21 protein-coding genes and 1 pseudogene are annotated in these 26,341 nt (G+C 38.5%); 5 read left to right on the top strand and 17 right to left on the bottom strand.

The window, feature by feature from the left end; genetic code table 11:
* Positions 1 to 33 precede the first annotated feature (33 nt).
* The 13 genes from ABLB98_RS12070 to ABLB98_RS12010 all read right to left on the bottom strand — a co-directional run bounded on the left by ABLB98_RS12070 (position 34) and on the right by ABLB98_RS12010 (position 14,549).
* Positions 34 to 2,364, bottom strand: coding sequence for a PhoX family phosphatase (locus ABLB98_RS12070; protein ID WP_348882319.1), 2,331 nt, complete (start codon positions 2,362 to 2,364; stop codon positions 34 to 36).
* A gap of 180 nt (positions 2,365 to 2,544) precedes the next feature.
* Positions 2,545 to 3,330: a twin-arginine translocase subunit TatC gene (gene tatC, locus ABLB98_RS12065; protein ID WP_004760684.1), complete on the bottom strand. Its 786-nt coding sequence runs from the start codon at positions 3,328 to 3,330 to the stop codon at positions 2,545 to 2,547.
* Positions 3,327 to 3,770 (bottom strand): Sec-independent protein translocase protein TatB, encoded by a 444-nt coding sequence (tatB, locus tag ABLB98_RS12060; protein WP_004760685.1) that lies wholly within the window; start codon positions 3,768 to 3,770, stop codon positions 3,327 to 3,329. The genes tatC and tatB overlap by 4 nt, the downstream gene beginning before the upstream one ends.
* Positions 3,771 to 3,782: 12 nt before the next feature.
* The gene (gene tatA / locus ABLB98_RS12055; RefSeq protein ID WP_004760687.1) at positions 3,783 to 3,998 is read right to left on the bottom strand and encodes a Sec-independent protein translocase subunit TatA; all 216 of its coding nucleotides are present in this window, start codon (positions 3,996 to 3,998) and stop codon (positions 3,783 to 3,785) included.
* A gap of 242 nt (positions 3,999 to 4,240) precedes the next feature.
* Positions 4,241 to 4,864, bottom strand: coding sequence for an RdgB/HAM1 family non-canonical purine NTP pyrophosphatase (gene rdgB, locus ABLB98_RS12050; RefSeq protein WP_270909932.1), 624 nt, complete (start codon positions 4,862 to 4,864; stop codon positions 4,241 to 4,243).
* A gap of 88 nt (positions 4,865 to 4,952) precedes the next feature.
* A complete protein-coding gene (locus ABLB98_RS12045) occupies positions 4,953 to 5,657 on the bottom strand; it encodes an endonuclease/exonuclease/phosphatase family protein (RefSeq protein WP_348882318.1) in 705 nt (234 codons plus the stop codon).
* 75 nt (positions 5,658 to 5,732) lie between these two features.
* Positions 5,733 to 6,320 (bottom strand): tetratricopeptide repeat protein, encoded by a 588-nt coding sequence (locus ABLB98_RS12040; protein WP_348882317.1) that lies wholly within the window; start codon positions 6,318 to 6,320, stop codon positions 5,733 to 5,735.
* A complete protein-coding gene (gene metW, locus ABLB98_RS12035) occupies positions 6,317 to 6,910 on the bottom strand; it encodes a methionine biosynthesis protein MetW (protein ID WP_348882316.1) in 594 nt (197 codons plus the stop codon). Before metW ends, ABLB98_RS12040 begins: the two co-directional genes overlap by 4 nt.
* Positions 6,910 to 8,070, bottom strand: a complete 1,161-nt coding sequence (locus ABLB98_RS12030; protein ID WP_348882315.1) for a homoserine O-acetyltransferase — start codon at positions 8,068 to 8,070, stop codon at positions 6,910 to 6,912. The genes metW and ABLB98_RS12030 overlap by 1 nt, the downstream gene beginning before the upstream one ends.
* A 99-nt stretch (positions 8,071 to 8,169) precedes the next feature.
* On the bottom strand, positions 8,170 to 9,867 hold the full coding sequence (gene leuA / locus ABLB98_RS12025; protein WP_348882314.1) for a 2-isopropylmalate synthase: 1,698 nt from the start codon (positions 9,865 to 9,867) through the stop codon (positions 8,170 to 8,172).
* 398 nt (positions 9,868 to 10,265) lie between these two features.
* A complete protein-coding gene (locus tag ABLB98_RS12020; protein WP_348882313.1) occupies positions 10,266 to 11,369 on the bottom strand; it encodes an alpha-hydroxy acid oxidase in 1,104 nt (367 codons plus the stop codon).
* The gene (locus ABLB98_RS12015; RefSeq protein ID WP_348882312.1) at positions 11,369 to 12,052 is read right to left on the bottom strand and encodes a Fe2+-dependent dioxygenase; all 684 of its coding nucleotides are present in this window, start codon (positions 12,050 to 12,052) and stop codon (positions 11,369 to 11,371) included. Before ABLB98_RS12015 ends, ABLB98_RS12020 begins: the two co-directional genes overlap by 1 nt.
* Before the next feature lie 97 nt (positions 12,053 to 12,149).
* The gene (locus ABLB98_RS12010) at positions 12,150 to 14,549 is read right to left on the bottom strand and encodes a catecholate siderophore receptor Fiu (protein WP_348882311.1); all 2,400 of its coding nucleotides are present in this window, start codon (positions 14,547 to 14,549) and stop codon (positions 12,150 to 12,152) included.
* A 464-nt stretch (positions 14,550 to 15,013) separates the two neighbouring features.
* On the opposite strand from ABLB98_RS12010, the gene tig reads away from it, so the two are divergent.
* The 4 genes from tig (at position 15,014) to ABLB98_RS11990 (ending at position 19,353) form a co-directional block, all read left to right on the top strand.
* The gene (tig, locus tag ABLB98_RS12005) at positions 15,014 to 16,345 is read left to right on the top strand and encodes a trigger factor (RefSeq protein WP_348882310.1); all 1,332 of its coding nucleotides are present in this window, start codon (positions 15,014 to 15,016) and stop codon (positions 16,343 to 16,345) included.
* A 196-nt stretch (positions 16,346 to 16,541) separates the two neighbouring features.
* Positions 16,542 to 17,147: an ATP-dependent Clp endopeptidase proteolytic subunit ClpP gene (clpP, locus tag ABLB98_RS12000; protein ID WP_004660445.1), complete on the top strand. Its 606-nt coding sequence runs from the start codon at positions 16,542 to 16,544 to the stop codon at positions 17,145 to 17,147.
* 28 nt (positions 17,148 to 17,175) lie between these two features.
* The gene (clpX, locus tag ABLB98_RS11995) at positions 17,176 to 18,486 is read left to right on the top strand and encodes an ATP-dependent Clp protease ATP-binding subunit ClpX (protein WP_004660446.1); all 1,311 of its coding nucleotides are present in this window, start codon (positions 17,176 to 17,178) and stop codon (positions 18,484 to 18,486) included.
* 150 nt (positions 18,487 to 18,636) lie between these two features.
* Positions 18,637 to 19,353 carry a DUF2846 domain-containing protein gene (locus ABLB98_RS11990; RefSeq protein WP_348882309.1) on the top strand — a complete coding sequence of 239 codons (717 nt, stop codon included), beginning with the start codon at positions 18,637 to 18,639 and terminating at the stop codon, positions 19,351 to 19,353.
* 17 nt (positions 19,354 to 19,370) lie between these two features.
* On the opposite strand, the gene ABLB98_RS11985 is transcribed toward ABLB98_RS11990, so the two are convergent.
* The gene (locus ABLB98_RS11985) at positions 19,371 to 19,913 is read right to left on the bottom strand and encodes a DUF2059 domain-containing protein (RefSeq protein ID WP_348882308.1); all 543 of its coding nucleotides are present in this window, start codon (positions 19,911 to 19,913) and stop codon (positions 19,371 to 19,373) included.
* A gap of 93 nt (positions 19,914 to 20,006) precedes the next feature.
* Here ABLB98_RS11985 and ABLB98_RS11980 point away from each other — a divergent pair.
* Positions 20,007 to 21,097 (top strand): annotated as a pseudogene (locus ABLB98_RS11980) (IS4-like element ISAba33 family transposase).
* A 98-nt stretch (positions 21,098 to 21,195) separates the two neighbouring features.
* Here ABLB98_RS11980 and ABLB98_RS11975 read toward each other — a convergent pair.
* The 3 genes from ABLB98_RS11975 to ABLB98_RS11965 form a co-directional block, all read right to left on the bottom strand.
* Positions 21,196 to 22,722, bottom strand: a complete 1,527-nt coding sequence (locus ABLB98_RS11975) for a fumarate hydratase (protein WP_005156176.1) — start codon at positions 22,720 to 22,722, stop codon at positions 21,196 to 21,198.
* Positions 22,723 to 22,951: 229 nt separating this feature from the next.
* Positions 22,952 to 25,087, bottom strand: a complete 2,136-nt coding sequence (gene pta, locus ABLB98_RS11970; protein ID WP_348883604.1) for a phosphate acetyltransferase — start codon at positions 25,085 to 25,087, stop codon at positions 22,952 to 22,954.
* Positions 25,088 to 25,120: 33 nt separating this feature from the next.
* Positions 25,121 to 26,296: an acetate kinase gene (locus ABLB98_RS11965; RefSeq protein ID WP_348883603.1), complete on the bottom strand. Its 1,176-nt coding sequence runs from the start codon at positions 26,294 to 26,296 to the stop codon at positions 25,121 to 25,123.
* Positions 26,297 to 26,341: the final 45 nt, after the last annotated feature.

Below are 26,341 nucleotides of genomic sequence, written 5' to 3'. Positions count from 1 at the left end.
ATAGACACTTTTTTACTAGAATAATTTCAGGTTTTATCCTGCAATTACGCCACCATCTTTACGTGTAATGACTACAGTTGCTGAACGTGGACGAGCAGTTTTATTACTTGAGTCCGTTTGTGTCGCAGGCCAGTTACTATTTGGTGTCGCATAATCTTTCGAGTCTTCACCTGGATGCTGAACATTAATAAAGATTGCTTTGTAATCAGGTGTCATCGCAATACCCGTGATTTCACATTCTTTCGGTCCAACAAGGAAACGACGCAAGGTTTCATCTGTTACTTTCTTACCAACTAAGGTTTCAGTACCATTTGAAGTCGTTGCTTTAGCTCCATCACCAATCTGACCTGGAAGTGCAGCTAGCATCATACAGTTCGTTACGTCAGTGTATGCGCCGTCATCTGTCTGAATCCAAAGTACACCACGAGGGTCAAACCACATACCATCTGGGCTTGAAAGATCATTATTATCTGTCAAACCTGAAAGGTTGATGTTTGCAGCCATAGAAGCTTCAGCACCAAATAAATAGATATCCCATTTGAAACTTTCAGCAGTAGTTAAGTCAGCAGTTTCACGGAAACGAATAATGTGACCGTTTACATTTCCTTTATTGGTTTTTGTACCAGCATATTTGTCTTCATAATTACGTGGATTTGCTGCATCAGTTGGATAGCTAGTACCACGGTTCGAGTTATTGGTCAATGTAACGTAGACTTCACCATTCTCTGGATTTACCGTACACCATTCTGGACGATCCATTTTTGTTGCGCCTACAGCATCGGCAGCTAAACGAGCAAAAGTGACAACATCAGCTTGTGAGCTAAATGGATAGACTGAATTACTTTGGTTCAAACCATTCTTACCAAAAGCTAATTCGATCCATTGACCTGTACCGTCATTATTGAATTTGGCAACATAAAGTTTACCTGCATTCATGTATTTATCACCAGCAGCATAGCCACCGTTGATATCTTTGGTATCCCATTTTGCATCTGAAACGAATTTGTAGATATATTCTCCACGAGAGTCGTCACCCATATAGAATGCTAATGGTTGTCCAGCGATTGCACGGCAAGCACTATCTTCATGAGCAAAACGGCCTAATGAAGTACGTTTTACAGGATTTTGGCGACCATCAAACGGATCAATTTCTACCATCCAACCAAATGTATTAGGACCATTACGGTAATCTTCGGCTGCTGTAGTAGCTTTTACATCAGCTGACCAACGATCATATAAGCCTTGAGACTCGACACTTCCAACAGCAGTTTCCCAACCATAACGTGAATTTGTATTTAGATATTTAATTCGCCCTTGTTCATCTAAGTTTGGTATTTTATTTTTTTGAGCATCTAAAATATAAATAATTTCGCCTTTTTCATTCTTCTTAGGTGTTCCATCTGGATTTTTTTCATATTGATAATCAATAGATAAACCTAAACCATAGCGTTTGAGTGCAATTTCTTCTGTTGCAGTACGTTGGTATTTATCAGTTCCTGAACGCTTAAAATAACCAATAAAGTTTTCTTCAGTCGTTAGGTATGTTCCCCAAGGTGTATAACCATTACCGCAGTTATTATGTGTACCACGAGTTTTGTCAGCTGATTTAGAATAAATTGTTGCAAGAAGTGGTGAACCTGCAGCAGCACCTGCCAAGTCCATCACTGTAGAGCCTGTAATACGACGGTTAAAAACAGAGTTTTTAACAACTTCTACTTTTTGCGAAGTTTTATCTTTTTTGATTTCTATCACCGAAACACCGTGAGCATTTACTTCACGAATAACTTCATCTTCAGGTCGACGACCATCAACTTTAGTTGGACCTTTAGGGTGCAAGAATGTTGGATTGATATATTCGTGGTTCATGACTAATAAACCACGATCTGAAACACTTTCATCAAAACGTTGTGTTGTTGAATTCATGCCGAAATAGTGCATACCATCATGACAGTCACCAGAACGGAATTGAAAGCTAGGACCAGAAGGTATTTTGTCATCCTTCCACTCTTCATAGGCAGGATTGATTGAATCCCCTAAAGCATAAAGTACAGTTGCTTCATAACCTTCAGGCACTGTTACGATGTCATTTAAATTTTTAGCAACAGGAGAAAAGTTTAATTTTTCTGGTTTTTTATTTGGATCAACAGGTGTTGGCGGTGTTCCACCGTTATTGCTCGAATTATTATCGTCGTCGTTACAGCCAGTTAATGTCGATGCTAAAGTTAATGCAACAGCACCACTCGCAGTTTTAGTGATGAGACTACGGCGGCTAATGTGCTGTTCTAAAATGTCACGGAAATGAATATTATCCGATGTGTTGTTATCCAACTCTTGATCTTCATGATATGGCGATAGCTCGGTCATGGAATTTTTCCTAAAAAATATAACAGTTGTTCTAAAAGTTTTCCCCAATAAACTTAATGTTTAAATGTGACGAAGCCTTGACACTTGTGTGACAGCTTTGTGAAAAATCAATTAAAAATTAAAGTAATAAAATTAAAAAAACAGGCGAGAAGCCTGTTTGTAGTTATAAGAACTAAGTAATCAAGTTGTTTTTCTTTTTTCGATAATCTTGCCAAAAAATAATCCAATCTCAAACAATAACCACATCGGAACGGCTAACATGATCATAGAAATAGCATCAGGCGGTGTAACAAACATTGCTACGAAAAAACAGCCAACAATGATAAATCTTCGTTTCTCAATCAGACTTTGTGTACTCACGACTCCAATCAGAATCAAAAGTAGTGTAATCACTGGAATCTCAAAGGTTAAACCAAATACGAGAAATAGTTTTAAACAGAACGCTAGATAGCTATTGATATCTGTCATTGGCGCTACAGTTTCAGGTGAAACACTGATGAAAAAATGTAAAATCGAAGGTAATGCAACAAAATATGCAAAGGCAATTCCTGCATAAAAAAGAAAAATACTGCTTAGTAATAACGGAAGAGCAAGTGTCTTTTCGCGTTCATATAATGCAGGTTTAGCAAATGCCCAAATCTGATAAATAATAAAAGGCATTGCTAACATCAGTGCAACAAAAAAGTTCAGCTTAAAGGGTGCCATGAATGTTGCAGTCACATCTGTTGCGATCATTGATGAGCTAACAGGAAGCTGAGCTCGCAAAGGTTCAGAAAGTAACTGATAGGTACGATTTGCAAATGGTAATAAACAAAAGAATAAGAGTAATAAAATTCCAACGATCTTGAATAAATGCTGACGCAAGATCATTAAATGCTTGGTAATCGGCATTTCTTCAAGTTCAATCTTTTGCTTTGATTCTTCAATCGATTGAGCAGGTAACTGAGAATGAGAGGATGTACTCATACGGCCACCTTAAATTCAGGTTGATGATCTGGTGCAGGAAAAATAGTGGTCTGAGCCTTTTGAATATTTTTTTCCACATATACAAATGAAGAATGCTCTTTCACATAGTGATAAGTAGGATAACTAATGTTATCTGTTGTTTGTTCTTGTTTGCTTGGTTGAACAAACATTTCTCGTTTTTGTTGTTCGAGCTCAGACATTTGAGCTTGCATTTTTTGTTCTAGTTCAGCAATACGTTGCATTTCTTGCTGCATCTGCTCGCGTAATTCAGATAGGCGTAATTCACGATCAATATCGTTTTGCACATTACTGACAAGGCGCTTCACTTTGCCATACCATTTCCCGACAAAGCGAGCTGCTTGAGGTAATTTATCTGGTCCAAGCACAAGTAAAGCAATAATGCCGAACACCAAAAGTTCGGACATTCCAACATCTAACATATTGTTGCTCGCTTAACTTTTGATTGAGCTTTCAGTATTTTTTACTTGTGCATCAATCGTACGGGGTTCATTTAGAGATGCTGCCGCTTCGTCATCTTTCATTGATTTTTTGAAATCTTTAACGGCACCACCGACATCTTTACCTAAGTTTTTAAGCTTTGATGTACCGAAAAGTAAAATAACCACGATTGCAAAAATGAGTACGTGCCAAATTGATAAACCAGCCATAATTTTATTCCTATCAAACTTTGTATATATCTCAACAGCTTGGCATGACAAATATGTGACACTTATATTGCAATTTTGCGACAGACGGATAAGTAACTTTAAATAGTTGAATAGATAATTTTACTTTTTGGTTTGTAATCAAGGTTTAATACAAGGTTTTTGTTATTCTAAATTCAGCGTGTTTGATTTTTATTTTATCTAAAAGTGCTCTAGTTTTTATTAACTAGAGCACGCAGTGCGATTTATATTAAGCTAGCTTTGAAGAGCTGCATCGCTTTACCACGATGACTAATTTTACTTTTTTCTTCTTTGCTGAGTTCAGCACTCGAACAGTTACGTTCAGCTACCCAAAAGAGGGGATCATAACCAAATCCATTTTCTCCGCGAGCAGTTTCTAAAATTTCACCTTTCCAAATACCTTGAAAGATTTGTGGTAGAGGGTCTTCGGCATGGGTAACCAATGCAAGTACGCAAACAAACATGCCTTCAATCACTTCGCTGTCTTTGCGGAAAGGTGCGAGGTCAGCTAAAAGTTTTTGGTTATTGGCAGCATCGTTACCATGTTCGCCAGCATATCGCGCTGAGTAAATGCCTGGTGCTCCCCCTAAGATTGGCACACATAAACCCGAGTCATCTGCAATAGCAGGTTTGCCTGAAAGTTTAGATGCATGGCGAGCTTTAATAATTGCATTTTCAACAAAGCTTAAACCATCTTCAATCGCATCTTCGATATTGAGTTTACCTTGAGGAATGATTTCGACAGGTAGATTGAGTTGTTGAAATAGATGATCAAATTCAGCAATTTTACCTTTGTTATTGCTTGCAAGCACAAGGCTGCCTTGATTAAGCCATAATGGAGTAGACATATATATTTTAGATCAGCTCAGATTGACTGGGATTTTAATATGTTATTTTAAGATAGAATAGAAAATTGTTTAAATAAGATAAATTAGTTCAAGTATTAAGATCGAATAATATTGGTAAGTGGTCACTATATTGAAGCCATTCATCTTTATCAAAAATTTTAAAATGTGAGTTTCTTCCAGAGAATAAACTAGTATGACTAAATAAATAATCGATATGATAATTTTTTTCTTGGTTTCGATTCATAAAAAAAGTTGAATTCTTTTCCTTGCCTTGTTCTTCATTTGTTAGTTCATGGTAAAGACTATGGATATTCATTGTTTTTAGCTGATTGACCACATCACTGTGATTCCACCAACGATCCCATACATCCCATTGAGCGTTGCTATTTAAATCTCCACAAATAAGAGTTGCTTTTGTTGCAATAGCTGTATTATGTAATTGTAAATATTTCCATAGTTGTCCGATGTATTGGAATGTTGGAGAGTTAGCATATTTTGTCCAAACAGCTAACAATTGAAAGTCATCATTGATTTTAAGTGGTAAGAATAGTTCTAGGTTTGAATCTTCCCAATATAACTGTTCTAATTTAAATTGCTCTTTAGCAAAAACTCCTAATCCTTTGTTTTTATTATGGCCTTTCCATATTCGATTAGGTAGCCAACTATCATAAGTTCCTTGAGACTTTTCTTCACTTTCACATTCTTGAATTATGTATATGTCTGCATCAATCTCTTTTAATAATTCAATTTTCTTTCTGAAAGCACCATTACAGTTCCAAGTTAAAATTTTCAATTTTATTCCTTTATTAATAAAAAACCGACTCTCAACAGTCGGTTTTTTTAAATAAATCAGCTGATCTAAACTAGTTTACTGCGCTTGAATCCATTTATCAGCACGGTCACGTGCGGTACGGATTTGCTCTTGAGTTAAGTTTGCAGCCAAAGCTGTTTTCTTACCTTCAGAAAGACTAATTACTTTAGTATCGAGCATGCCATCACGTGTTGAAAGCTCATACCACTGATATGCACCAACGTAGTTTTTCTTTTGCTCTTCCATCATGGCAAGATTGAAGCTTGCACGATTGTCGCCGTTACTTGCTGCTTTTTCGAAATATTTGCGAGCCAATACTTCATCTTTCTTTGTGCCAATGCCATCTGCATACATACGACCAACATTCAGTTGAGCCGCAGAGATACCTTGATCCGCAGCAGCCTTAAACAATGCAAAAGCTTGTTTCTCGTCTTTAGCGACATCTTTACCATATTGATAGCGTGTAGCTAGATAAAACTGTGCACCAGCTTGACCAGCTTTTGCAGCGCTTTGTAACTCGCCAATACTCATCACAGAGTATCTAGCTGCTTGTGTTGCTACTGACTGTGGTTGAGCAACATAGTCTGCATGCGCTTGAAAGCTGAGTATGCCAAATAAAAACGTGCTGATTAATGTCTTTTTCATAGAGCGCTCACTCGATAAATTGCGACTTCACCAAATAGGTTCGGCATATGCTTACTCAGCACACTACCTTGTTGGTCACCATTAACGGCAAGTCGATTAATAATTTTAATTCCGTTTTCTGCACATAAGGCTTCGAAATCACGGAAAGTACATAAATGAATATTTGGGGTGTTATACCACATATAGGGTAAAGCTTCAGAAACAGGCATTTTTCCTTTCAAAGCAAGAAAAGAACGAGTCTTCCAATACGCAAAGTTTGGAAAAGTAATAATTGCCTGTTTTCCGACACGCACCATATCACGAAGTAATACATCGGGCGCATCTACAGCTTGCAAAGCTTGTGCCATAACCACAGAGTCAAACGACTGGTTGGCAAAACGGCTTAAACCCAAGTTTAAATCCTGTTGGATAATATTTAACCCTCGACTGATGGCAATTGCAATCTTTTCTTGATCAATTTCTAAGCCATAAGCACGAATATTGTGCTGTTTGCTCATATGAGCCAACAGTTCGCCATCACCACAACCCAAGTCTAGTACGTTAGAATTAGGGCTAATCCATTTTTCAGCGAGTCGTTGATCTATACGCATTAGTGAAGCTCCTGCGGTGTCGATTGCAACTGTTGTTCTCCACCTAAAAATGCTCGAAGTGTTTTGACATAAAGCGGGATTGGGAATAAGAACGAGTCATGCCCTTGTTCAGCATCGATATCTAAATAGCTGACAGGTTTATGATTATCAATCAAAGCATCAACCAATTCTTGTGAGCGACTCGGGCTAAAACGCCAATCTGTAGTAAATGAAATCACCAAAAATTTGCATTTAGGCTTGCTCATTGCTTTAGTCAATGAATGTTCATACTCACGAGATGGATCAAAATAATCCAAGGCTTTGGTCATAATCAAGTAAGTATTTGCATCAAAATTGCGACTAAATTGTTCGCCTTGATAACGTAAATAACTTTCAACTTGGAATTCGACATCAAAGCCGTACATAAATTTGCCTGATTTGAGATCACGACCAAATTTCTGTTTCATCGCTTCTTCAGACAAATAAGTAATATGACCAACCATACGAGCCAAAATCAAACCGCGTTTTGGATAACTGTCATGTTCCAAGTAACGCCCATTATGGAAATCTGGATCAGAGAGAATTGATTGGCGAGCAACTTCATTAAAGGCAATATTTTGTGCCGATAATTTTGGTGCACTGGCAATAATGACACATTTTTTTAAACGATCAGCATAGTCCAATGACCATTGTAGTGCTTGCATGCCACCTAACGAACCACCAATCACCGCATACCAAATATCTATACCAAGACGATCAGATAACATGGCTTGAGTTTTTACCCAGTCACGAACTGTAACTAGTGGGAAATCAGGACCATAAGGACGGTTTTCATTTTCTGGATTTGGTGAGGTTGGTCCTGTAGAACCATTACAGCCACCGATATTATTTAAAGAAACGACAAAAAAATGATTTGTATCAATCGCTTTTCCAGGTCCAATACAACTGTCCCACCAGCCAGCCTTTTTATCATCTTCATGATGATAGCCTGCGGCATGATGATGACCTGACAATGCATGACAAATTAAAATGGCATTCGATTTATCTGCATTGAGTGTTCCATAGGTTTCAACCATTAAATCAAAACGGGGCAGAATACGCCCGCATTCAAGTTCAAGAGGTTGTTCGAACTGAAACTTTTGTGGTGTGACTAAACCCACTGAATCCGATGGAAAAGACACTGGAATAATTCGCCTGTATAAATCTTTTATCAATAATGAAAAGGATACCAATTCAGGTATCCTTTCAAAAGCCATTTTTTCTGTTATTACAACATAAGCTTAGACTGCGGCAGCAACCACTTGATCAGTTGTTAATACACCTTGTTCGATCAAACGGTTTGTACATGCAATAATCGCATCGATTGAAGAGGTTACGATGTTGTCATGTACACCTGCACCAAATGCACTCTTACCTGTACCTTTGACTTGAAGTTCAATCAATGCAAGGGCTTTGGCATTTGCACCTGAACTAATACTACGTTCTTCATAGTTCACAACGTCAATCGGCAACTGTAAAGCATTTAACATTGCTGAGATTGGGCCGTTACCTTCACCACGTAGGCGTTGAATTTCACCTTCAATTTCAATATCTAATTCAATGATTTGTGTGCCATTGATGTCTGATAATTGATAATGTTTAGTTTGGTAGTGATGGTTTTTGATATCGACATAAGTTTTCTCAAACAATGTCCAGATCTCATGTGCACTGATTTCAGTACCATTCTCATCAGTATGTTGTTGAACAATCTGACTAAATTCAATCTGAACACGACGTGGCAATGCAACGTTATAGTTCGATTCTAATAAATATGCGATACCACCTTTACCTGATTGACTATTTACACGAATAACAGCGTCATAGTCACGACCTAAATCTTTAGGATCGATTGGTAAATAAGGCATATCCCAAATTTCTTCGTTTTTCTGGAACTCAAAGCCTTTTTTGATCGCATCTTGGTGAGAACCAGAGAAAGCTGTGAAGACTAAATCACCTGCATATGGATGTCGAGGGTGAACAGGTAAGCCCGTGCATTCTTCAACAGTTGCAATGATTTCGTTGATGTTCGAGAAATCTAAATTTGGTGCAACACCTTGGGTATACATGTTCAAGGCAATTGCTGCAACATCGACATTACCCGTACGTTCGCCATTTCCAAACACACAACCCTCAACACGGTCAGCACCTGCCATAATGGCTAATTCAGATGCAGCAATACCACAACCACGGTCATTGTGACAGTGAACTGAGATAATTACGCCATCACGACGTTGCAAGTTACGGTGCATCCACTCAATTTGATCTGCATAAACATTTGGTGTTGAAACTTCAACTGTTGCAGGCAAGTTTAAGATCACTTTATTGGTTGGAGATGCTTCCCAAATTTCAGTAACCGCATCACAAACATCTTTGGCAACTTCTAATTCTGTTGCTGAGAAACATTCAGGGCTATATTGGAAAATCCATTCTGTTTCAGGATATTGTGCTGCATATTCCTTGACTTTATTGGCTGCATTAATCGCAAGTTGCTTTGCGCCGTTTGCATCTACATTCAACACTTTTTGACGGAATGTTGGTGAGTTTGAATTGTAGATATGCACAATCGCACGTTTTGCACCAACCAAAGACTCAAAGGTACGCGCAATTAAATGATCTCGAGCTTGAACCAAAACTTCGATATACACATCTTCTGGAATCAAATCTTCTTCAATTAACTTGCGAGTAAAGTCAAAGTCAATTTGAGATGCTGAAGGAAAACCAATTTCAATATGTTTGAAGCCGATTTTAACCAACATGTGGAACATCTTTAATTTTTGATCCATATTCATTGGTTCAAAAATCGCTTGGTTACCATCACGAAGGTCGGTACTCATCCAAATCGGTGCTTGGTTGATTTCGTTATTCGGCCATTGACGATCTGGTAAATCCACACGTTGATACATACGGCGGTATTTTTTGCTTGGGTCAGCCAACATCATGAGATAACTCCTTGTTGTAGCATGGTTGCTGCTTCAAAATAAATGCAACGTGCTACAAATATATATGGTGTCTATAAGAATCAATTTAAAGAGAATATGTATTGAGTACCTAAAATCTAGGTAAAAATTTATACGCGCGCGAGGCGCAGCATCAGGAGAGCAGTGAGGTTTTTTATATCAGACGGATGGCTAAAATCATCACTCGTTTTCATCATCTACCGTTCAAAGCAAAAGTATTGGGTTTTGCAGTTATCTTAATCACCTAATTTGAATCAGTCTAGGTGAAAATAAGCTGGCTGCAAAGGTCTATAATTTATTTTAATTCGAATGGATGGGAAATATTTTCCTATTTTTTGCATAAAAATAAAATTTAAAGAAAATATTTCCCATTAATATGCTTAAGGCTGATAAATATAGTCTTGATTAATGTCCTTTATGGTAGCGGTTCCCATAAGTGCCATCGTAATTTCAAATTCTTCCTTTAACATGCGGATGACATGAGCAACACCTAAAGCGCCTGCTGTTGCTAAACCATAAATATAAGGACGTCCAATCAATACGGCGTTTGCACCTAAAGCAATTGCTTTAAAGACATCTGTACCACGTCGAATTCCACCATCTAATAATACAGGGTAATCAGGAGGAACAATTGCGCGAATTTTTTGTAATGCAATTAAGGGTGGAAGAGTCGTATCTACAATGCGCCCACCATGATTAGAAACAATAATCCCAGATACACCATGATCGAGGGCTTTTTGAGCATCGGCAGGATGTAATATTCCTTTTAAGATTACAGGTAAATGTGTATTTGCAATCACCCAAGCAATATCCGCCCACTTAGGTGCAATTTGCATTAAGCCTTGAAATAGTTGGCTTTCGGATGGCGATACATCAGGAAAACTTAAATGGGTAGGGGTGTGTGGATGTTGCATTTCTTCTGGTAACTGAAAGAATAACTTACGTTCCCGATCTCGGATACCCACATGGGGAGCATCGACCGTAATCACAATTCCACGATAACCTGATTGTTCAGCTTGTTTGATCAAGGTTAATGATTTTTCTCTGCATCCTTGCCAATACAATTGAAACCATTTATACGGGTTTTCTGGTTTCAACTGTGCCATATGAGTATTTGTGAATGTACTTAATACCAAGTTACTTTGCATAAGTTCAGCTGCGAGAGCAGATGCAGCTTCTGCTTGAGGATGAAAAAGTGCTTGGTGGCCAATCGGTGCAAGAAAAATAGGATGCGGATATTCCATCCCAAATAAATGAAAACGAGTATTACCTTGTGTTAAGTCGTTTAGATGTCTAGGAATCAATTGAATATTTTGAAATTGTTGGCAATTATTTTGCACGCTAATTTCATGCATCGCTCCACCATTTAAGTATCCCCAAACATCTTCAGAAACGTGTCGCTGAGCTTGTTGTTGATAGTCGTGAATGGTTTGAATATACGAAGGAATAGTATTCAAAGCGGGTGTAGGGATCTGGCCATGCATTATAAATCCCCCCATTGTCTTAATAAATTATGATAATGACTGGTTAAACTAACAACTTCTTCTGTATCGCCTAATTGTTGTCTGAGTTTGATAATAGTCATGTCTAAATTGAATAGCATCGTTCGCTGCCAGTCATCTTTAACCATGCTTTGAATCCATGTGAATGCTGCGATTCTACGTCCTTGAGTCACAGGTTCAACACGATGCAAACTTGTTGCTGGGTAAACAATTGCATCTCCTGCATCGAGTTTGACTTCATGGCTGCCATAAGTATCTTCGATAATCAGTTCCCCACCTTTATATTCATCAGGTTCAGATAAAAAGACGGTGATAGACACATCAGTACGAATCATTTGCCCTGTTTTTGCAGAATATTGAATCGAATTATCAACATGGTTGCCATAATTGCCTTGATTTTGATAGCAGTTGAACATTGGCAATAACGTATGTTTAGGAAGGGCAGCTGAACGCAAAAGCAGATTTTGTTGTAATGCATTCAAAACAGAATGGCTAACAGATTCATATACATTACTCTGTATATCGACTTGTAAATTATTTTTAATTTTTTGTGCTTGTGGACCTGCACTATGTGTACCGTCAATCCAAACTGATTGTTGTTGTATTTGTTCGCGTAGCTCAACCACTTGATGCTTATTGAGTACTTGGGGGATATGCAACATCATATTTTGAATCTTCCAAAAAATACAACCTGTCAAAAATTATAGCTTTTTTGACAGGCTGTGTTCATTTATTCAATCATGATGAATTAAATAAAATGACTTAGAATTTGTAGTTAAAAGTTAAGGCAGCAGAACGTGGCTGACCAAGTACGAAACGACTACCGCCATTATTTAAAGCACTAATGTAGTCTTTATCAGCTAAGTTATAGACATTTAGATTCACAGAAGCATTCTTGTTCAAGCTATACCCCGCCATTGCATCAAAGACAACATAAGATGGAACTTTAGGCATATTTGCTGGCGCTGTACTATCTGTGATCACACGTTTTTGTTCATCAACATAACGTGCGCCTAGGCCTAACTTAAAACCTGCAATATCATAGGTTGTCCATAATGAAGCAGTCCAATCTGGAGACCAACGTACCGAATCAGTGACAGTTTTTTCACCTGTCGTAGTATTGAAACTTTGTTGATTTTTTTGCTTAGTTTTCATATGAGCAACGCCCGCAGAAATATTCCAAGCATCTGTAATTTGACCAACAACTCCAAGTTCTACGCCTTGAACACGTGTTTTGCCTTCTTGAATAGACTCTTTCGTAATTGGATCTTGGGTAAACTGGTTTTCATTCTCAGTATGATAAATCGCACTAGTTAATGCTAATTTATTCTTTAATACATCCCATTTTCCACCCATTTCATAGTGATTAGTTTTTTGTGGTTTAGCTGCTGAACTATTAGCTCCTGTGTCCGATAAGCTAAAGTTTGCACTTCCGGGCGGAGTCAATGATTTAGCGTAAGACACATAAAGGCTGCTATTTTTGGTTGGTTTGAATAAACTACCTAATTTCCAGCTCACCAAAGTATCGTGTGCTTTGAGATGAGTGGGAGTTTTAGTAATCGCAAGGGTGGTTGCATTCGTTGCAACAGCTAAAGCCTCATAATCGGTATGATAGTAATCAAGACGTACACCACCATTAAACTGTAAACGATTATCTAATAGTTTTACCGTATCAAATAAATAGGCTGCGGCTGTTTTGGTTTCACCATCACTATATGCACCTGTATAAACCAATTCAGGCATTACATCATCATGGTTAGGATTATAGAGATTCGCAGCAGGCGTTGTAGGAGCTTTTGTTCCTGGTTTTTGGGTAGATAAGGTACGAGAGATTTGTTGTTCCCGCAAAAATTCTAAGCCAGCAACTAAGTCATGTTCAACAGCACCCGTTTTAAAATTAATATTCAAATTTGATGTATTCGCAAGGATTTTATTTTCTTGATCTACGCCTTGATGGGAACGAGAAATTGCCCATGTATCTCTATTATTAGGGTCAAATGACCCATAGTTAAATTTGTAACTATAGCTATTATCTGGATTAACGGTAACTGTAGCTGATGGAGCATTAATTGCATTAATTCCAGTTAATGCTCTTTTCATGCTGGTTTTACCTAATCTAGAGATATTGGTAAATTTGATATTTCCACTAAAGTCACTTTCGATTTTAGCCGAAATCATATCCGAGCTAATATCTTCATAGTCATTTACGCTTCCATAAAAGTTACTACGATCAACTTCAGGCGCATTTTGTAAAGCTTTATTCACTTTCTGCATATCAGCAGAGTTATTAATAGCTTCACGGATTTGATCTCTTAACGCAAGATTTTTATCGTTTGCGTAGCTAGAGGTGTATCCATAAAAGCCTTTTATACCTATAGTTGGAATACCACCATCAGGAATATTATTCTGACGAATATGTTGAGAATACAAATACAGACGAGTATCGCTGTCTAATCCGAATGCAATTGATGGCGCAATTGCCCAACCGTTATTTTCTATAACATCTCGACCTTCGACACCACCATCTTGTCCCATTACGTTTAAGCGGATTGCGGTACTTTCGCTAATTGCCTGATTAATATCAGCCGTTAAACGCGCATTTTCTGCTGTGTTATAACGGGCAGAGACTTCACGGCTATTTTCAGCTTTAGGTAATTTAGTGACTAAATTGATATAACCAGAAGCAGAGCCACGACCAGCTTCAGCACCTGAAGGACCTTTGACAACTTCAATTTGCTCTAAGTTAAATACATCACGACTTACAGCACCAAGATCACGAATTCCATCTACATAAGTCGAAGTTTGAGTCGAAAAACCACGCATTTGGAAAGTATCGCCTGCACTGGTATTTCCATTTTCACCCATTTGTAGGGTAATCCCAGGAGTATTTCGCAATGCCTCCACTAAAGAAGCAGCCCCTTGCTCTTGTAAAATTTCTTTTTTAATTATTTGAATCGTTTGAGGTGTGTCTACTAAAGGTTGTGTGTACTTTGGGGAACTAACCGTATTGGCTTTATAGATCTCTTGTGCTGTCACTTCAATGGTTGGAAGTTGAGTCACTTTTTCTTCTTTAGTTGCCGCATGACTGGCTAAAGGTAGACTTGCTGCAAGTGCAACTAACGGTGTTGTAGCAATATGTTTACGGCTTTTGATTTTTGCCATGAGAGAACCCCCGAAATTAAACAGATGAATGACAGAGCTTTTGATCTTTTTAAACTTCTACAAAAATGTAGTAAAAGTGAGTAGATTGTTAAGCTATGTAATATTTTGTGAGAAGTCTAATGATAATTATTATTATTATCAATTGTGATTTTGGCTGTATAATGAATTGTATAGGCTTAAGCTTATGATATTTATAATTTAATTTTATAATTGGTATTATACTTGTTTTTGATAATGAGAATCAGTATTAACGATTGATTTGTTTTAATGCTATGTTTTTTATACTTAAATGATTATTTTTAAAATTGTTAGTTTGATTTTTTAGGTTGAGAATTTAAATGTTGTTTTTCTGGCAAATTAGGAAAAATAGGGAATTTTGATCATCTGATTTTGTATATCTAGAAAGTTGTCATATAATGTGGCACTTTTAAAAATGTTACTACTAACTATATATCGAGGAAGCCATGCAAGTAACGACTGAAGCGGTTTCGGGCGTTGCCCGTCGTTTAAATGTTTCTGTACCGACGAGCCGTGTTAACGAGCAATTTGAAGCTCGCTTAAAACGCACTGCCAAAACTGTGAAGATCAACGGCTTCCGTCCAGGTAAAGTGCCTTTAAATGTTGTTCGCCGTGAATATGGTGCGAGCATTTATCAAGAAGTTGTGAATGACATCATTCGTGACACAGTATTCGAAGCAATTCAACAAGAAAAAATCAATGCGGTCGGCATGCCGAACATTGAAAAAGTTGAAAACAAAGATGATGCTTTAGTTTTTGAAGCGACTGTAGAAGTTTATCCAGAAGTAGAAGTGAAAGCTTTTGCTGACTTAGAAGTTGAACGTAAATCATCAGAAATCAACGATGCTGATGTTGATGTAATGATTGAAAACTTGCAAAAACAACGTGCTTCTTGGACTGAAACTAAAGGCATGGCGAAAAAAGACATGCAAGTGACTTTCGATTTTGAAGGTACAGTTGATGGCGAGAAGTTTGAAGGCGGTGCTGCTGAAGACTTTAAACTTGTTCTTGGTTCTGGTCGTATGATTCCTGGCTTTGAAGACGGCATCATCGGCATGAAGAAAGGCGAAGAGAAAGTGATTGATGTTACTTTCCCTGAAGATTACCAAGCTGAAAACTTAGCGGGTAAAGCAGCTCAATTCAAAATCACTGTGAAGCTTGTTGAAAAACAAAAACTTCCAGAGATTGATGCTGAATTCTTAAAAATCTTTGGTTTAACTGAAGAAGAAGGCTTAGACAAGTTAAAGGCTGACGTTCGTAAAAATATGGAACGTGAAGTTCGCAACGGTCTTCGTAACCAAGTTAAACAAGCTGCATTTGATGCACTTGTCGCTGCAAATGAAATTGAAGTCCCAGCTTCTATGGTTGCTCAAGAAATTGACCGTCAACGTCAACAAATGATTCAACAGTTCACTCAACAGTTTGGTGCTCAAGGTGCAGGTGCATTTGATAGCAGCATGCTTCCAGATGAGTTGTTCAAAGAACAAGCTGAAAAATCAGTGAAGCTTGGTGTATTGGTTAGCAAAGTATTAGCTGATGCTAAACTTGAAGTTGATCAAGCACGTGTTGAAGCTTACATCGATGACATGGCTTCTTCTTATGAAGATCCAACAGAAGTGGTTGAATACTTCAAAAATGACAAACAACAACGTGCTCAAATCGAAGCAGTTGTGTTAGAAGACCAAGTTGTTGATCACATTTTAGCTGCTGCTAAAGTAAAAGATGTTCCAGTAAGTTACGAAGACTTATTAAAAGAACAACAAGCTCGTCGTGGCTAATCTTTTAAAAGTTCAGAAGAAAGGCGCTTAATGCGCCTTTTTTTATCCGTGTTATGAAAGTGTTAATTTATCGAAAAATTGCCAGCTTTTAGTCTAAATAGTCGAATATTTAGGGTTGAACCTTTTGCAATTTCAGCGATTATCCCTCATATTGTTGGCATGATCGAGTCACAATAATTTAGGAATAAATAAACATATGTATGTTCCAACAATTGAAAATGCTTTAGTTCCTGTAGTCGTTGAACAGTCATCACGTGGTGAGCGTTCATTTGATATTTTCTCACGTTTGTTACGTGAGCGTGTGATCTTCTTGACTGGTGAAGTGGAAGATAACATGGCGAATCTTATCGTTGCGCAGATGTTGTTTCTGGAAGCTGAGAATCCAGAGAAAGATATCCATCTTTATATCAACTCACCGGGAGGCTCAGTAACTGCTGGTATGGCAATTTATGACACTATGCAGTTTATTAAGCCAGATGTTGTTACATATTGCATGGGACAAGCGGCTTCAATGGGTGCATTCTTATTGAATGCGGGTGCTAAAGGAAAACGTTACTGTCTTGAAAATGCACGCGTGATGATTCACCAACCACTCGGTGGTTTCCGTGGTCAAGCGTCTGATATCGAAATTCATGCACGTGAAATTCTTTATATCAAAGAGCGTCTAAACCGTCTGATGGCTGAGCATAGTGGTCAAGATTATGAAAGAATTGCACGTGACACAGATCGTGACAATTTTATGACTGCACAAGCAGCTAAAGAATATGGTTTAGTTGACCAAGTATTAAGCAAACGTCCCTAGTTTTTAAGATTTAAGTTGTGGAGTAAATATGTCCGAACATCCTCAAGGACAAAAGCATTGTTCATTTTGTGGTAAGACACAATCTGAAGTTGGAAAATTGATTGCAGGTGAGGACGCATATATTTGTAATGAGTGTGTGGATGTCTGCTTAGATTTAGTGCAAACCAGTCAACAAGTTGAAGCAGGTGACTGGGCGACTAAAGCTTTGCCTAAACCACATGAGATACGTGCTGCGTTGGATCAATATGTCATTGGACAAGATGTTGCAAAGAAAACATTATCTGTTGCGGTCTATAATCATTATAAGCGTTTGAAAGTTGGTCAGTCGCATCATGCACATCAAGATATTGAGATTGCGAAAAGTAATATCTTGTTGATTGGACCAACAGGTTCAGGTAAGACCTTGCTTGCGCAAACACTTGCACGCTTATTGGATGTTCCTTTTGCCATGGCAGATGCAACCACACTCACAGAAGCGGGTTATGTGGGTGAAGATGTTGAAAATATCGTACAAAAGTTATTGCAGAAAGCGGACTACGATGTAGAAAAAGCGCAAAAAGGTATTATCTATATTGATGAGATTGATAAGATTACCCGTAAATCGGAGAATCCATCAATTACTCGTGACGTATCGGGTGAAGGTGTACAACAAGCATTATTGAAAATGATTGAAGGCACCGTTGCTTCTATTCCGCCACAAGGTGGTCGTAAGCATCCGCAACAAGAATTCATTCAAATTGATACCTCAAATATTTTATTTATTTGTGGTGGTGCATTCTCTGGTTTAGAGAAAATTGTACAGCAACGTCAAGAGAAAGGCGGTATTGGATTCACGGCTGATGTGAAGAATAAGGACGACAGTAAAAAAGTCTCTGAGTTGTTCCGTCAAGTCGAAGCAACTGATTTAGTCAAATTTGGTTTGATTCCTGAGTTTATTGGTCGTTTGCCTGTGATTGCAACTTTAGAAGAACTGGATGAAGAAGCATTAATGCAAATTCTGACAGAGCCTAAAAATGCATTAACTCGCCAATATCAGTATCTTTTCACGATGGAAAATGTTGATCTTGTTTTTGATGAATCTGCATTGCGTGCTGTAGCGAAGAAAGCACTTGAACGAAATACGGGTGCGCGTGGCTTACGTTCAATTTTAGAAAACGTTTTGCTAGAAACCATGTATGACTTACCAAGTCGTAGTGATGTGGGGACGGTTATTGTGGATGAAGCTGTAATTAATGGTACAGCTAAGCCAACATTTAAAGCTGAACGTTTACCACAAGTGACAACACCTGAATTAGTTGAAAAGAAAGATTTGAAAGTTATTGATTCAAAATCTGCTTAATTCTCATTCATCTAAAAAGCATGAAAGCTTAGACTTTTCATGCTTTTTTTATTTGCAATTAATTAATGAGGTGTTAATCTTAAAAATTGGAAAATCCGCATAGTTTTGCGCTGTTAAAAATAAATCCAAGAAAACGCCTTGAGGGATATCATGCGTTATTTAATATTGTCATTATGTTGTGCAGGGGTATTGGCTGGTTGTCAAAGTCATAAGACAGTTGAAGAAAATACGACAACACTCACAGCAACTTTACCTCCAGTAGATACAACAAAAGAGCCAGGTCTGCTTGATCAGTATCATGTGGGAGGTTTTACTGTTGGTGGATGGGTTAATCAAAAATTAGGTCAATTTTACACACCGATCAAACCACAAAATGAACAAGCCGCGGTGGTTTATTTGTATCGTCCAGATACACGTTGGAATCGTCAAGAAATTGCAGCAGCAAACTTATTTATTAATGGGCATCGAATCCCAAGCCTATTGCATAATCACTATTATTGGGTGGAACTACCAGCAGGTACCTATCGTTTGAGTGTGAGCCGGCCATTGGCTGGTATGCATTTCCAAAAACCAAAGTATTTAGATTTCACGGTTGATGCATCACAAACTTATTTTATTAAATATGATGAAGAAAATAGGATTTCTCGCAGCGAACATACGGGACCATTTATGATCATGCCCGATAAAGTCGCACATCAGGAAATTGCCTTTACCCGCCTAAAATCATCAAGCTATAACTTTGTGGCACAAGATGCCTCAGGTAAACTTCGGTCTAAGCCTCAAGAGTTAAAGCCAGCTAAGTATGATGAAAAATCTGAGGTCTTATTGGTTAAGCCATTTAAACTTTGGAATCCATTGACGTGGTAGTCAATATTGAGCAGCGTTTATTCATCTTGAATTAAGGGTTTGATGATGCTTAAAAGCTGCTCTTTGAGTTTTAAATTTTGCTCAGGATCATTTAAGGTCTTTTGATTTAAATTATTCATGTATTGAAAAATATTGCTACTAATTGTTAAATTTTTTTGGTTGATTGATTTTCCTTCTGGCGTTCGCAAAAATTTTAAATAAGCTTGCACTTCCTCTTCACTCAGTATTTCTGTATAAATTTGCTCAATTGCTTGTAATGTTTCAGGCCGCATAAACATTTTTGAACTTGTGTCTTTTAATAATTGACTGAGTTCTACAAGTGCTAGATGTTCTTGATTGGTTGTCAGTCTCTCTTTACCCAAAATTTTTAAAAGCATACTTTCGGCTTTAGAGTCTAATGCAGGCTGCATCTCATCTAGAGACGAATGTAAAAGGTTTTCTAAATCACTGAGTTTAATTAGTTCTTTTACAGATTTTTTTTGAGCAGGACTGGCAAATGTATTTTCTGTTGCCATTACACAGCAAAGACTCATTATTAGGATCGATATTGTTTTATTCATCTTGTTATCCTTATTGTTTTTTCTTTGTACACGACAAAAAAAGATAACTCATTGAAATAATGGCATAATACTTGTTTTCTGACGACGAATATGATGACACATTTCAATGAGTTATATCTCATCTTAAACAAATATCTAAAGTGGAACAAGTCACATGTAAAATGTTTTACACTGATTATGCTGGCATTAATTGTAAAACAGACATGCAACCTTTCTTCTGCATCTAAAGCCTTACCCATCAAGTGCTTACCACAATCATTTTATCGACGTATACAACGCTTCTTTGCAGGTCAGTATTTTGATTATCGTCAAATTTCTCAGTTGATTTTCAATATGTTTTCATTCGACAAAGTGCAACTGACTTTAGATAGAACCAATTGGAAATGGGGAAAACGAGATATCAATATCTTGATGTTAGCCATCGTCTATCGTGGAATAGCGATACCTATTGTTTGGACATTGCTCAATAAACGTGGAAATTCAGATACAAAAGAGCGTATTGCTTTGATTCAACGCTTTATCTCCATTTTTGGTAAAGATCGTATTGTGAATGTGTTCGCAGACAGAGAATTTATCGGTGAGAAATGGTTTACATGGTGAATTGAAAATGACATTAACTTCTGTATACGTGTTAAAAAAACTTTATTGTGACCAATCACTTAGCCAAGAATCATAAAATTAGTGATTTATTTCGTCATCTTCAAGTTGGTCAAACTGAATGTCGTAAACGACGTATTTGGGTTGGTCGAGTGAAACTGTATATTAGTGCGCTACGATTAGAAGATGGAGAACTTTTACTTGTTGTTTCTCGTATGTTTAATGCTTCTGCTATTCGTGATTATGCATTACGCTGGGAAATCGAAACCTTATTTAGTTGTCTCAAAGGACGTGGATTCAATCTTGAAAATACTCGTTTAACAGACCCTAGACGAGTCAAGAAATTGATAGCAGTGCTAGCGATCGGTTTCTGTTGGTGCTATTTAACAGGTGAATGGCAACATGATCGAAAAAAAACGATAAAAATAAAGAAGCATGGACGACTTTCAGTAAGTTTATTTCGATACGGTTTGGACTATGTTCAAATGGCTATTCTACGTTTGATTGGTTTTGGAAAAAAAGAAGAATTTAAGAAAGTGCTCGCAATTTTAAGGAAGAAAAAGCCTGATAGGACAAGGGCCCTATGAAATTTGTCGTGTACAGAGTTGTTTTTTATAATTTAACAGATGCTTTAGGCAAAAAAATAGCCGAATACGATGATTCGGCTAAGATTATTGTATGAGTATTATTGAGCGGCAGCATCCACAACTGGAATTTTCCCAATTTTTGCTTGCCAGATTTTTGGCGCAGTCGCGTGGATAGACGTACCATTCACATCAACTGCAACAGAAACAGGCATATCTTCAACTACGAATTTGTAGATGGCTTCCATACCTAAGTCTGCAAAAGCAACGACTTCAGCTTCACGTACAGCTTTAGAAACAAGGTAAGCAGCGCCACCCACAGCCATTAAGTAAGTTGCTTTATTGTCTTTGATTGCTTCAACAGCCGCTGGACCACGATCCGCTTTACCGATCATGCCAAACAAGCCAGTTGCTTCTAACACTTGACGCGTAAATTTATCCATACGCGTTGCAGTTGTAGGACCAGCAGGACCAACGACTTCATCACGAACAGGATCAACAGGACCAACGTAGTAAATGAATTTACCTTTTAGATCGACTGGAAGTTCTTCGCCATTATTTAGCATGTCAACCATGCGCTTATGTGCAGCATCACGACCTGTATAAATTGTACCATTGAGAAGTAATGTATCGCCTGGCTTCCAAGCATTCATTTCTTCTTGAGTAATGGTATCAAGGTTGACACGTTTAGATTGAGATGAATCCCATGTTACAGCAGGGTAGTCTTCAAGTTTAGGTGCTTGGATATGTGCAACACCAGTACCATCCAACTGGAAGTGTGCGTGGCGTGTGGCAGCACAGTTTGGAATCATACCGACTGGCTTACCTGCTGCGTGGCATGGGTAATCTTTGATTTTAATATCAAGAACTGTGGTTAAACCACCCAGACCTTGTGCACCAATACCCAATGCATTCACTTTCTCGAAGATCTCGATACGGAGTTCTTCCATCTTGCTTTGTGGGCCACGACGAAGTAATTCGTCCATGTTGATTTCTTCCATAAGTGCTTCTTTGGCAAGCATCATGGCTTTTTCAGCAGTACCACCGATACCAATACCGAGCATACCCGGTGGACACCAGCCTGCACCCATCGTTGGAACAGTTTTAAGTACCCAATCCACAATTGAATCAGATGGGTTTAACATCGCAAGTTTAGATTTATTTTCTGAACCGCCACCTTTGGCAGCAACTGTAATATCTACTTTGTTACCAGGAACGAGTTTGTAGTGAATCACGGCAGGGGTATTGTCTTTGGTATTTTTACGACCAAAAGCTGGGTCTGCTAAAACAGAAGCACGGAGTACGTTTGAGTTTTCTAGGTAACCTTGGCGTACACCTTCGTTTACAGCATCATCCAAGCTCATGGTTAAATCAAATTTAACATCTAAGCCGACTTCAAGGAAAACGTTAACGATCCCTGTATCCTGACAGATTGGTCGGTGACCTTCAGCACACATACGTGAGTTGATCAGGATTTGGGCAATAGCATCTTTTGCAGCTTTGTTTTCTTCACGATCATAAGCACGGCTCATCGCTTGGATGAAGTCTTGTGGGTGATAGTAAGAAATAAACTGCAGGGCATCCTTGATTGATGTAATCAAGTCATCTTGTTTGATGATCGTTGTCATATCAAATTTCTCTTGAGCGGGCGATTAGCTGGCGGGCTAAATTATATGACAAAAAGCAATGAATGTGGGAGTTTTAGCTTAGATTTGGCTAAAGGTCTAAATAGGCAGGAGACGTGTTGAAATTTTTAGTTTTCCTTATGTGTGGCTGGCCGCATGGAAAAACAAGTCTAATAAAAAACCATCTACTTTTTATCTGGTAGATGGTTTTTTATAATATCAGGATCGTGATTTAATCCTGTTGCGCTGCCTGAATCGCCGTTAAGGCAATGGTAAACACAATATCATCAACCAAAGCACCGCGAGACAAATCATTTACGGGCTTGTTTAAACCTTGTAGCATTGGACCGACACTGACCACATTCGCTGCACGTTGTACTGCTTTATAGGTGGTGTTACCAGTATTGAGATCAGGGAAAATAAATACATTGGCACGACCCGCAACTTTAGATTCAGGTGCTTTTTGACGTCCAACGCTTTCAACTGAAGCCGCATCGTATTGTAGAGGCCCATCAATCAGTAAATCAGGACGACGTTGTTGGGCGATCTTGGTTGCTTCAGCCACTTTTTCAACATCGGCACCTGCGCCTGACGTACCTGTTGAATAACTGATCATGGCAATACGCGGATCAAGACCAAAGGCTTTAGCAGAGTCTGCAGATTGAATCGCAATTTCAGCAAGCTGTTCAGCATTTGGATCTGGATTAATTGCACAATCGCCGTAGACATAAACTTCATCAGGCAACAACATAAAGAAGATTGATGAAACTAATGAGTAGTTCGGGGCTGTTTTAATCAATTGAAATGCAGGTCGAACGGTATTGGCAGTGGTATGAATTGCTCCAGATACTAAGCCATCGACTTGATCAAGTGCTAACATCATTGTACCAAGGACTACAGTATCTTGGAGCTGTGCTTTTGCTTGTAATGCATCTAGCTTACCTTTGCGTAATTCAACCATAGGTTCAATATATTGGTCACGAATACTATCGGGATCAATAATTTGCAGATCAGCTGGAAGCTGAATACCACGCGCTTTAGCAACTTCAGCAACAGCTTCAGGTTTCGCTAATAAAATACATTCAGCAATACCACGTGATTGGCAAATCGCTGCGGCTTGTACAGTACGAGGTTCATCACCTTCAGGTAGTACAATGCGTTTTTTCGCAGCAATCGATTTTTGTACCAGCTCGTAGCGGAATGCAGATGGAGATAATCGTGGATTCAGGTTGTTCTGAGTATGTTGATCGAGCCAACTATTATCAAGATGGCTTGAAACAAAACGCGTCACTTGTTCAGCACGCTCAATATCATCTACGGGAATTTCATTGCCAAAATGATATAGGCGTTGTGCTGTTTCTAATGTGTCTAGCGAAGTGTGTAAAATTGGTAGACCTTGTTTAATAGCACCTTGGCAGAATTCTAAAATATTCGCGGCTGGAGCGGCTTGTTCAGCTAAAACTAAACCCGCCAAAGGAATTCCATTACTGCTTGCAAGACTTGCTGCAAGTAGGGCATCTGTACGTTGAGATGCACTAATGATGAGTTCGCCAGCAACAAATTTATGTAATTCGGCTTCAATATCCGATGCGATTAAACTGGTATGTAAAATACGGCGTTGTTTTGCTTCACCCTCATTTAACCAAGTACCATTAACAACAGTGGCAATATCTAAGCTACGCGGTACGCTGAGAATATTACTGAATGGTACTAAACCAATGATAGGTAATTCACTTGTGCCAATAAAACGATTGTAACGTTGTAATTGTATTGAAAATTCAGCAATTTGCTTATCTAAACGCAAACTTGGATCGAGTGTGACAGGAATTGCTGCTGTATCTTCAGGAAGGCCTTTGGTTCGCATAAATAAAACGCCTGTGGTGCGCGGTGATGCAGCACCTCCGAATTGACGCAAATGTGCATCAACTTTTTCAGCTGTTTTACGTGGGTCAGCTAAATCTGCTGTGCTGACCAAAACGACTTGGGCATCGAGTGCTTGTGCAAGTGCGGCATTAATTTCATTGGCAAAGTGATCTTGTCCATTTGGAACAAGACCTTCGACAATAATCACATCATGATTGGCTGAGATTTTACGATGCAGTGCAACAGCTTCTTCGAGTAGCTCATCTGTTTCGCCTAAACCAAGAAGCTGGGTGAGCTTTTCATAAGCAATCGGTTCAACAGATTGATGTTGAAATAAATGACGATAAAGTGTTGCAGTACGATCAACGGTTGAATCTGCTAATTGAGAAAATGGTTTAAGAAAACCAGCATTAATCCCTTTACAGTCTAAAGCGTAGATCATTCCTAAACAGGCAGATGTAAGACCAACCCCTTCACCTGTTGGAATCAGTAAAATCGTATTCATAAGAACCTTAAAATTTATCTAAATTTTTGTGAATTAAGCGAGCTGTTCAATGACTTGACGCGTTTCTTTCGCAATGCGTCCTTCTTCGTCTGTAGGTACAACCCAAATTTGTGGACCTGTGCCATTATCGATTCGACCTTCAGTGCCGCGTGCTAACGCATTATTTTTTTCTGCACTAAATTGCAAACCAAAGTGCGGTAGATAAGCCAAGGTTTTTTCACGAACATAAGATGAGTTTTCACCGATTCCACCTGTGAAAACTAAACCATCTAAACGCGGTAAACCACAGCTCAAAGCAGATAATGATTTTGCTAAACGATAGCAGAATACTTCAATCGCCAGTGTTGCTCCTTCATGACCATTACCCGAAGCTTCAACTAAAGTGCGCATGTCGTTTGACAGACCAGATAAGCCAAGCAAGCCACTTTCTTTATTCAGCATACTGTCAATTTTCTGGATACTCCAGCCTAAATTACTTGCAAGGAATAAATGTAGGCTTGGGTCAACATCACCACTACGTGTACCCATCACTACACCTTCTAATGGAGTCATGCCCATAGAAGTATCAAGACTTTGACCATTCCAAACCGCACAAGTTGAACTACCATTGCCTAAGTGAGCACTGAGCCAGCCCCCTTGATTTTTTGCACCTGCGAGTTCACTTGCACGTTCAGTCACATAAGCGTGGCTTGTTCCATGAAAACCATAGCGACGGACATGGTGTTCAGTATATAAATTTTGTGGTAGAGCATAACGATACGCGTGTTCAGGCATGGTTTGGTGGAATGCAGTGTCAAATACAGCAACCTGAGGCAATTCAGGGAACAAACGCATGGTTGCTTCAATCCCAATCAAATGTGCAGGATTGTGCAAAGGTGCAAGTGGTGTTGCAGCTTCGATGCGGTTTACAATTTCAGGTGTTAATAGTTCTGCTTTGGTTAAATTGCCACCATGAACAACACGATGACCAATCGCTTGTGGATTGTAGTTCGCTAAACGTGCAAGAAGAGTTTCAAGTGCTTTGGCGTGATCTGCATGTGGAATCGAAAGTTCAAGTGGTTCACCACCAATCGTAACGCCTTTGATCCGCGCTTCAGCAGAACCTAAGTTTTCTGCTAATCCATAAATACGATCTTCACGGCGTTCTGAGATAAGCGCGTATTTGATTGAAGATGAACCACAGTTAATTACAAGTACAGATTTAGCCACGTTTGAACACCTAACAAATTTTGAATTTTATGACGAACACTTTTG

It is taken from the genome of Acinetobacter yuyunsongii (genome assembly GCF_041021915.1).
Classification (GTDB): Bacteria; Pseudomonadota; Gammaproteobacteria; order Pseudomonadales; family Moraxellaceae; genus Acinetobacter.
Note: the sequence above shows the minus strand (reverse complement) of the source record. Positions and strands in the feature narration are given on the sequence as shown.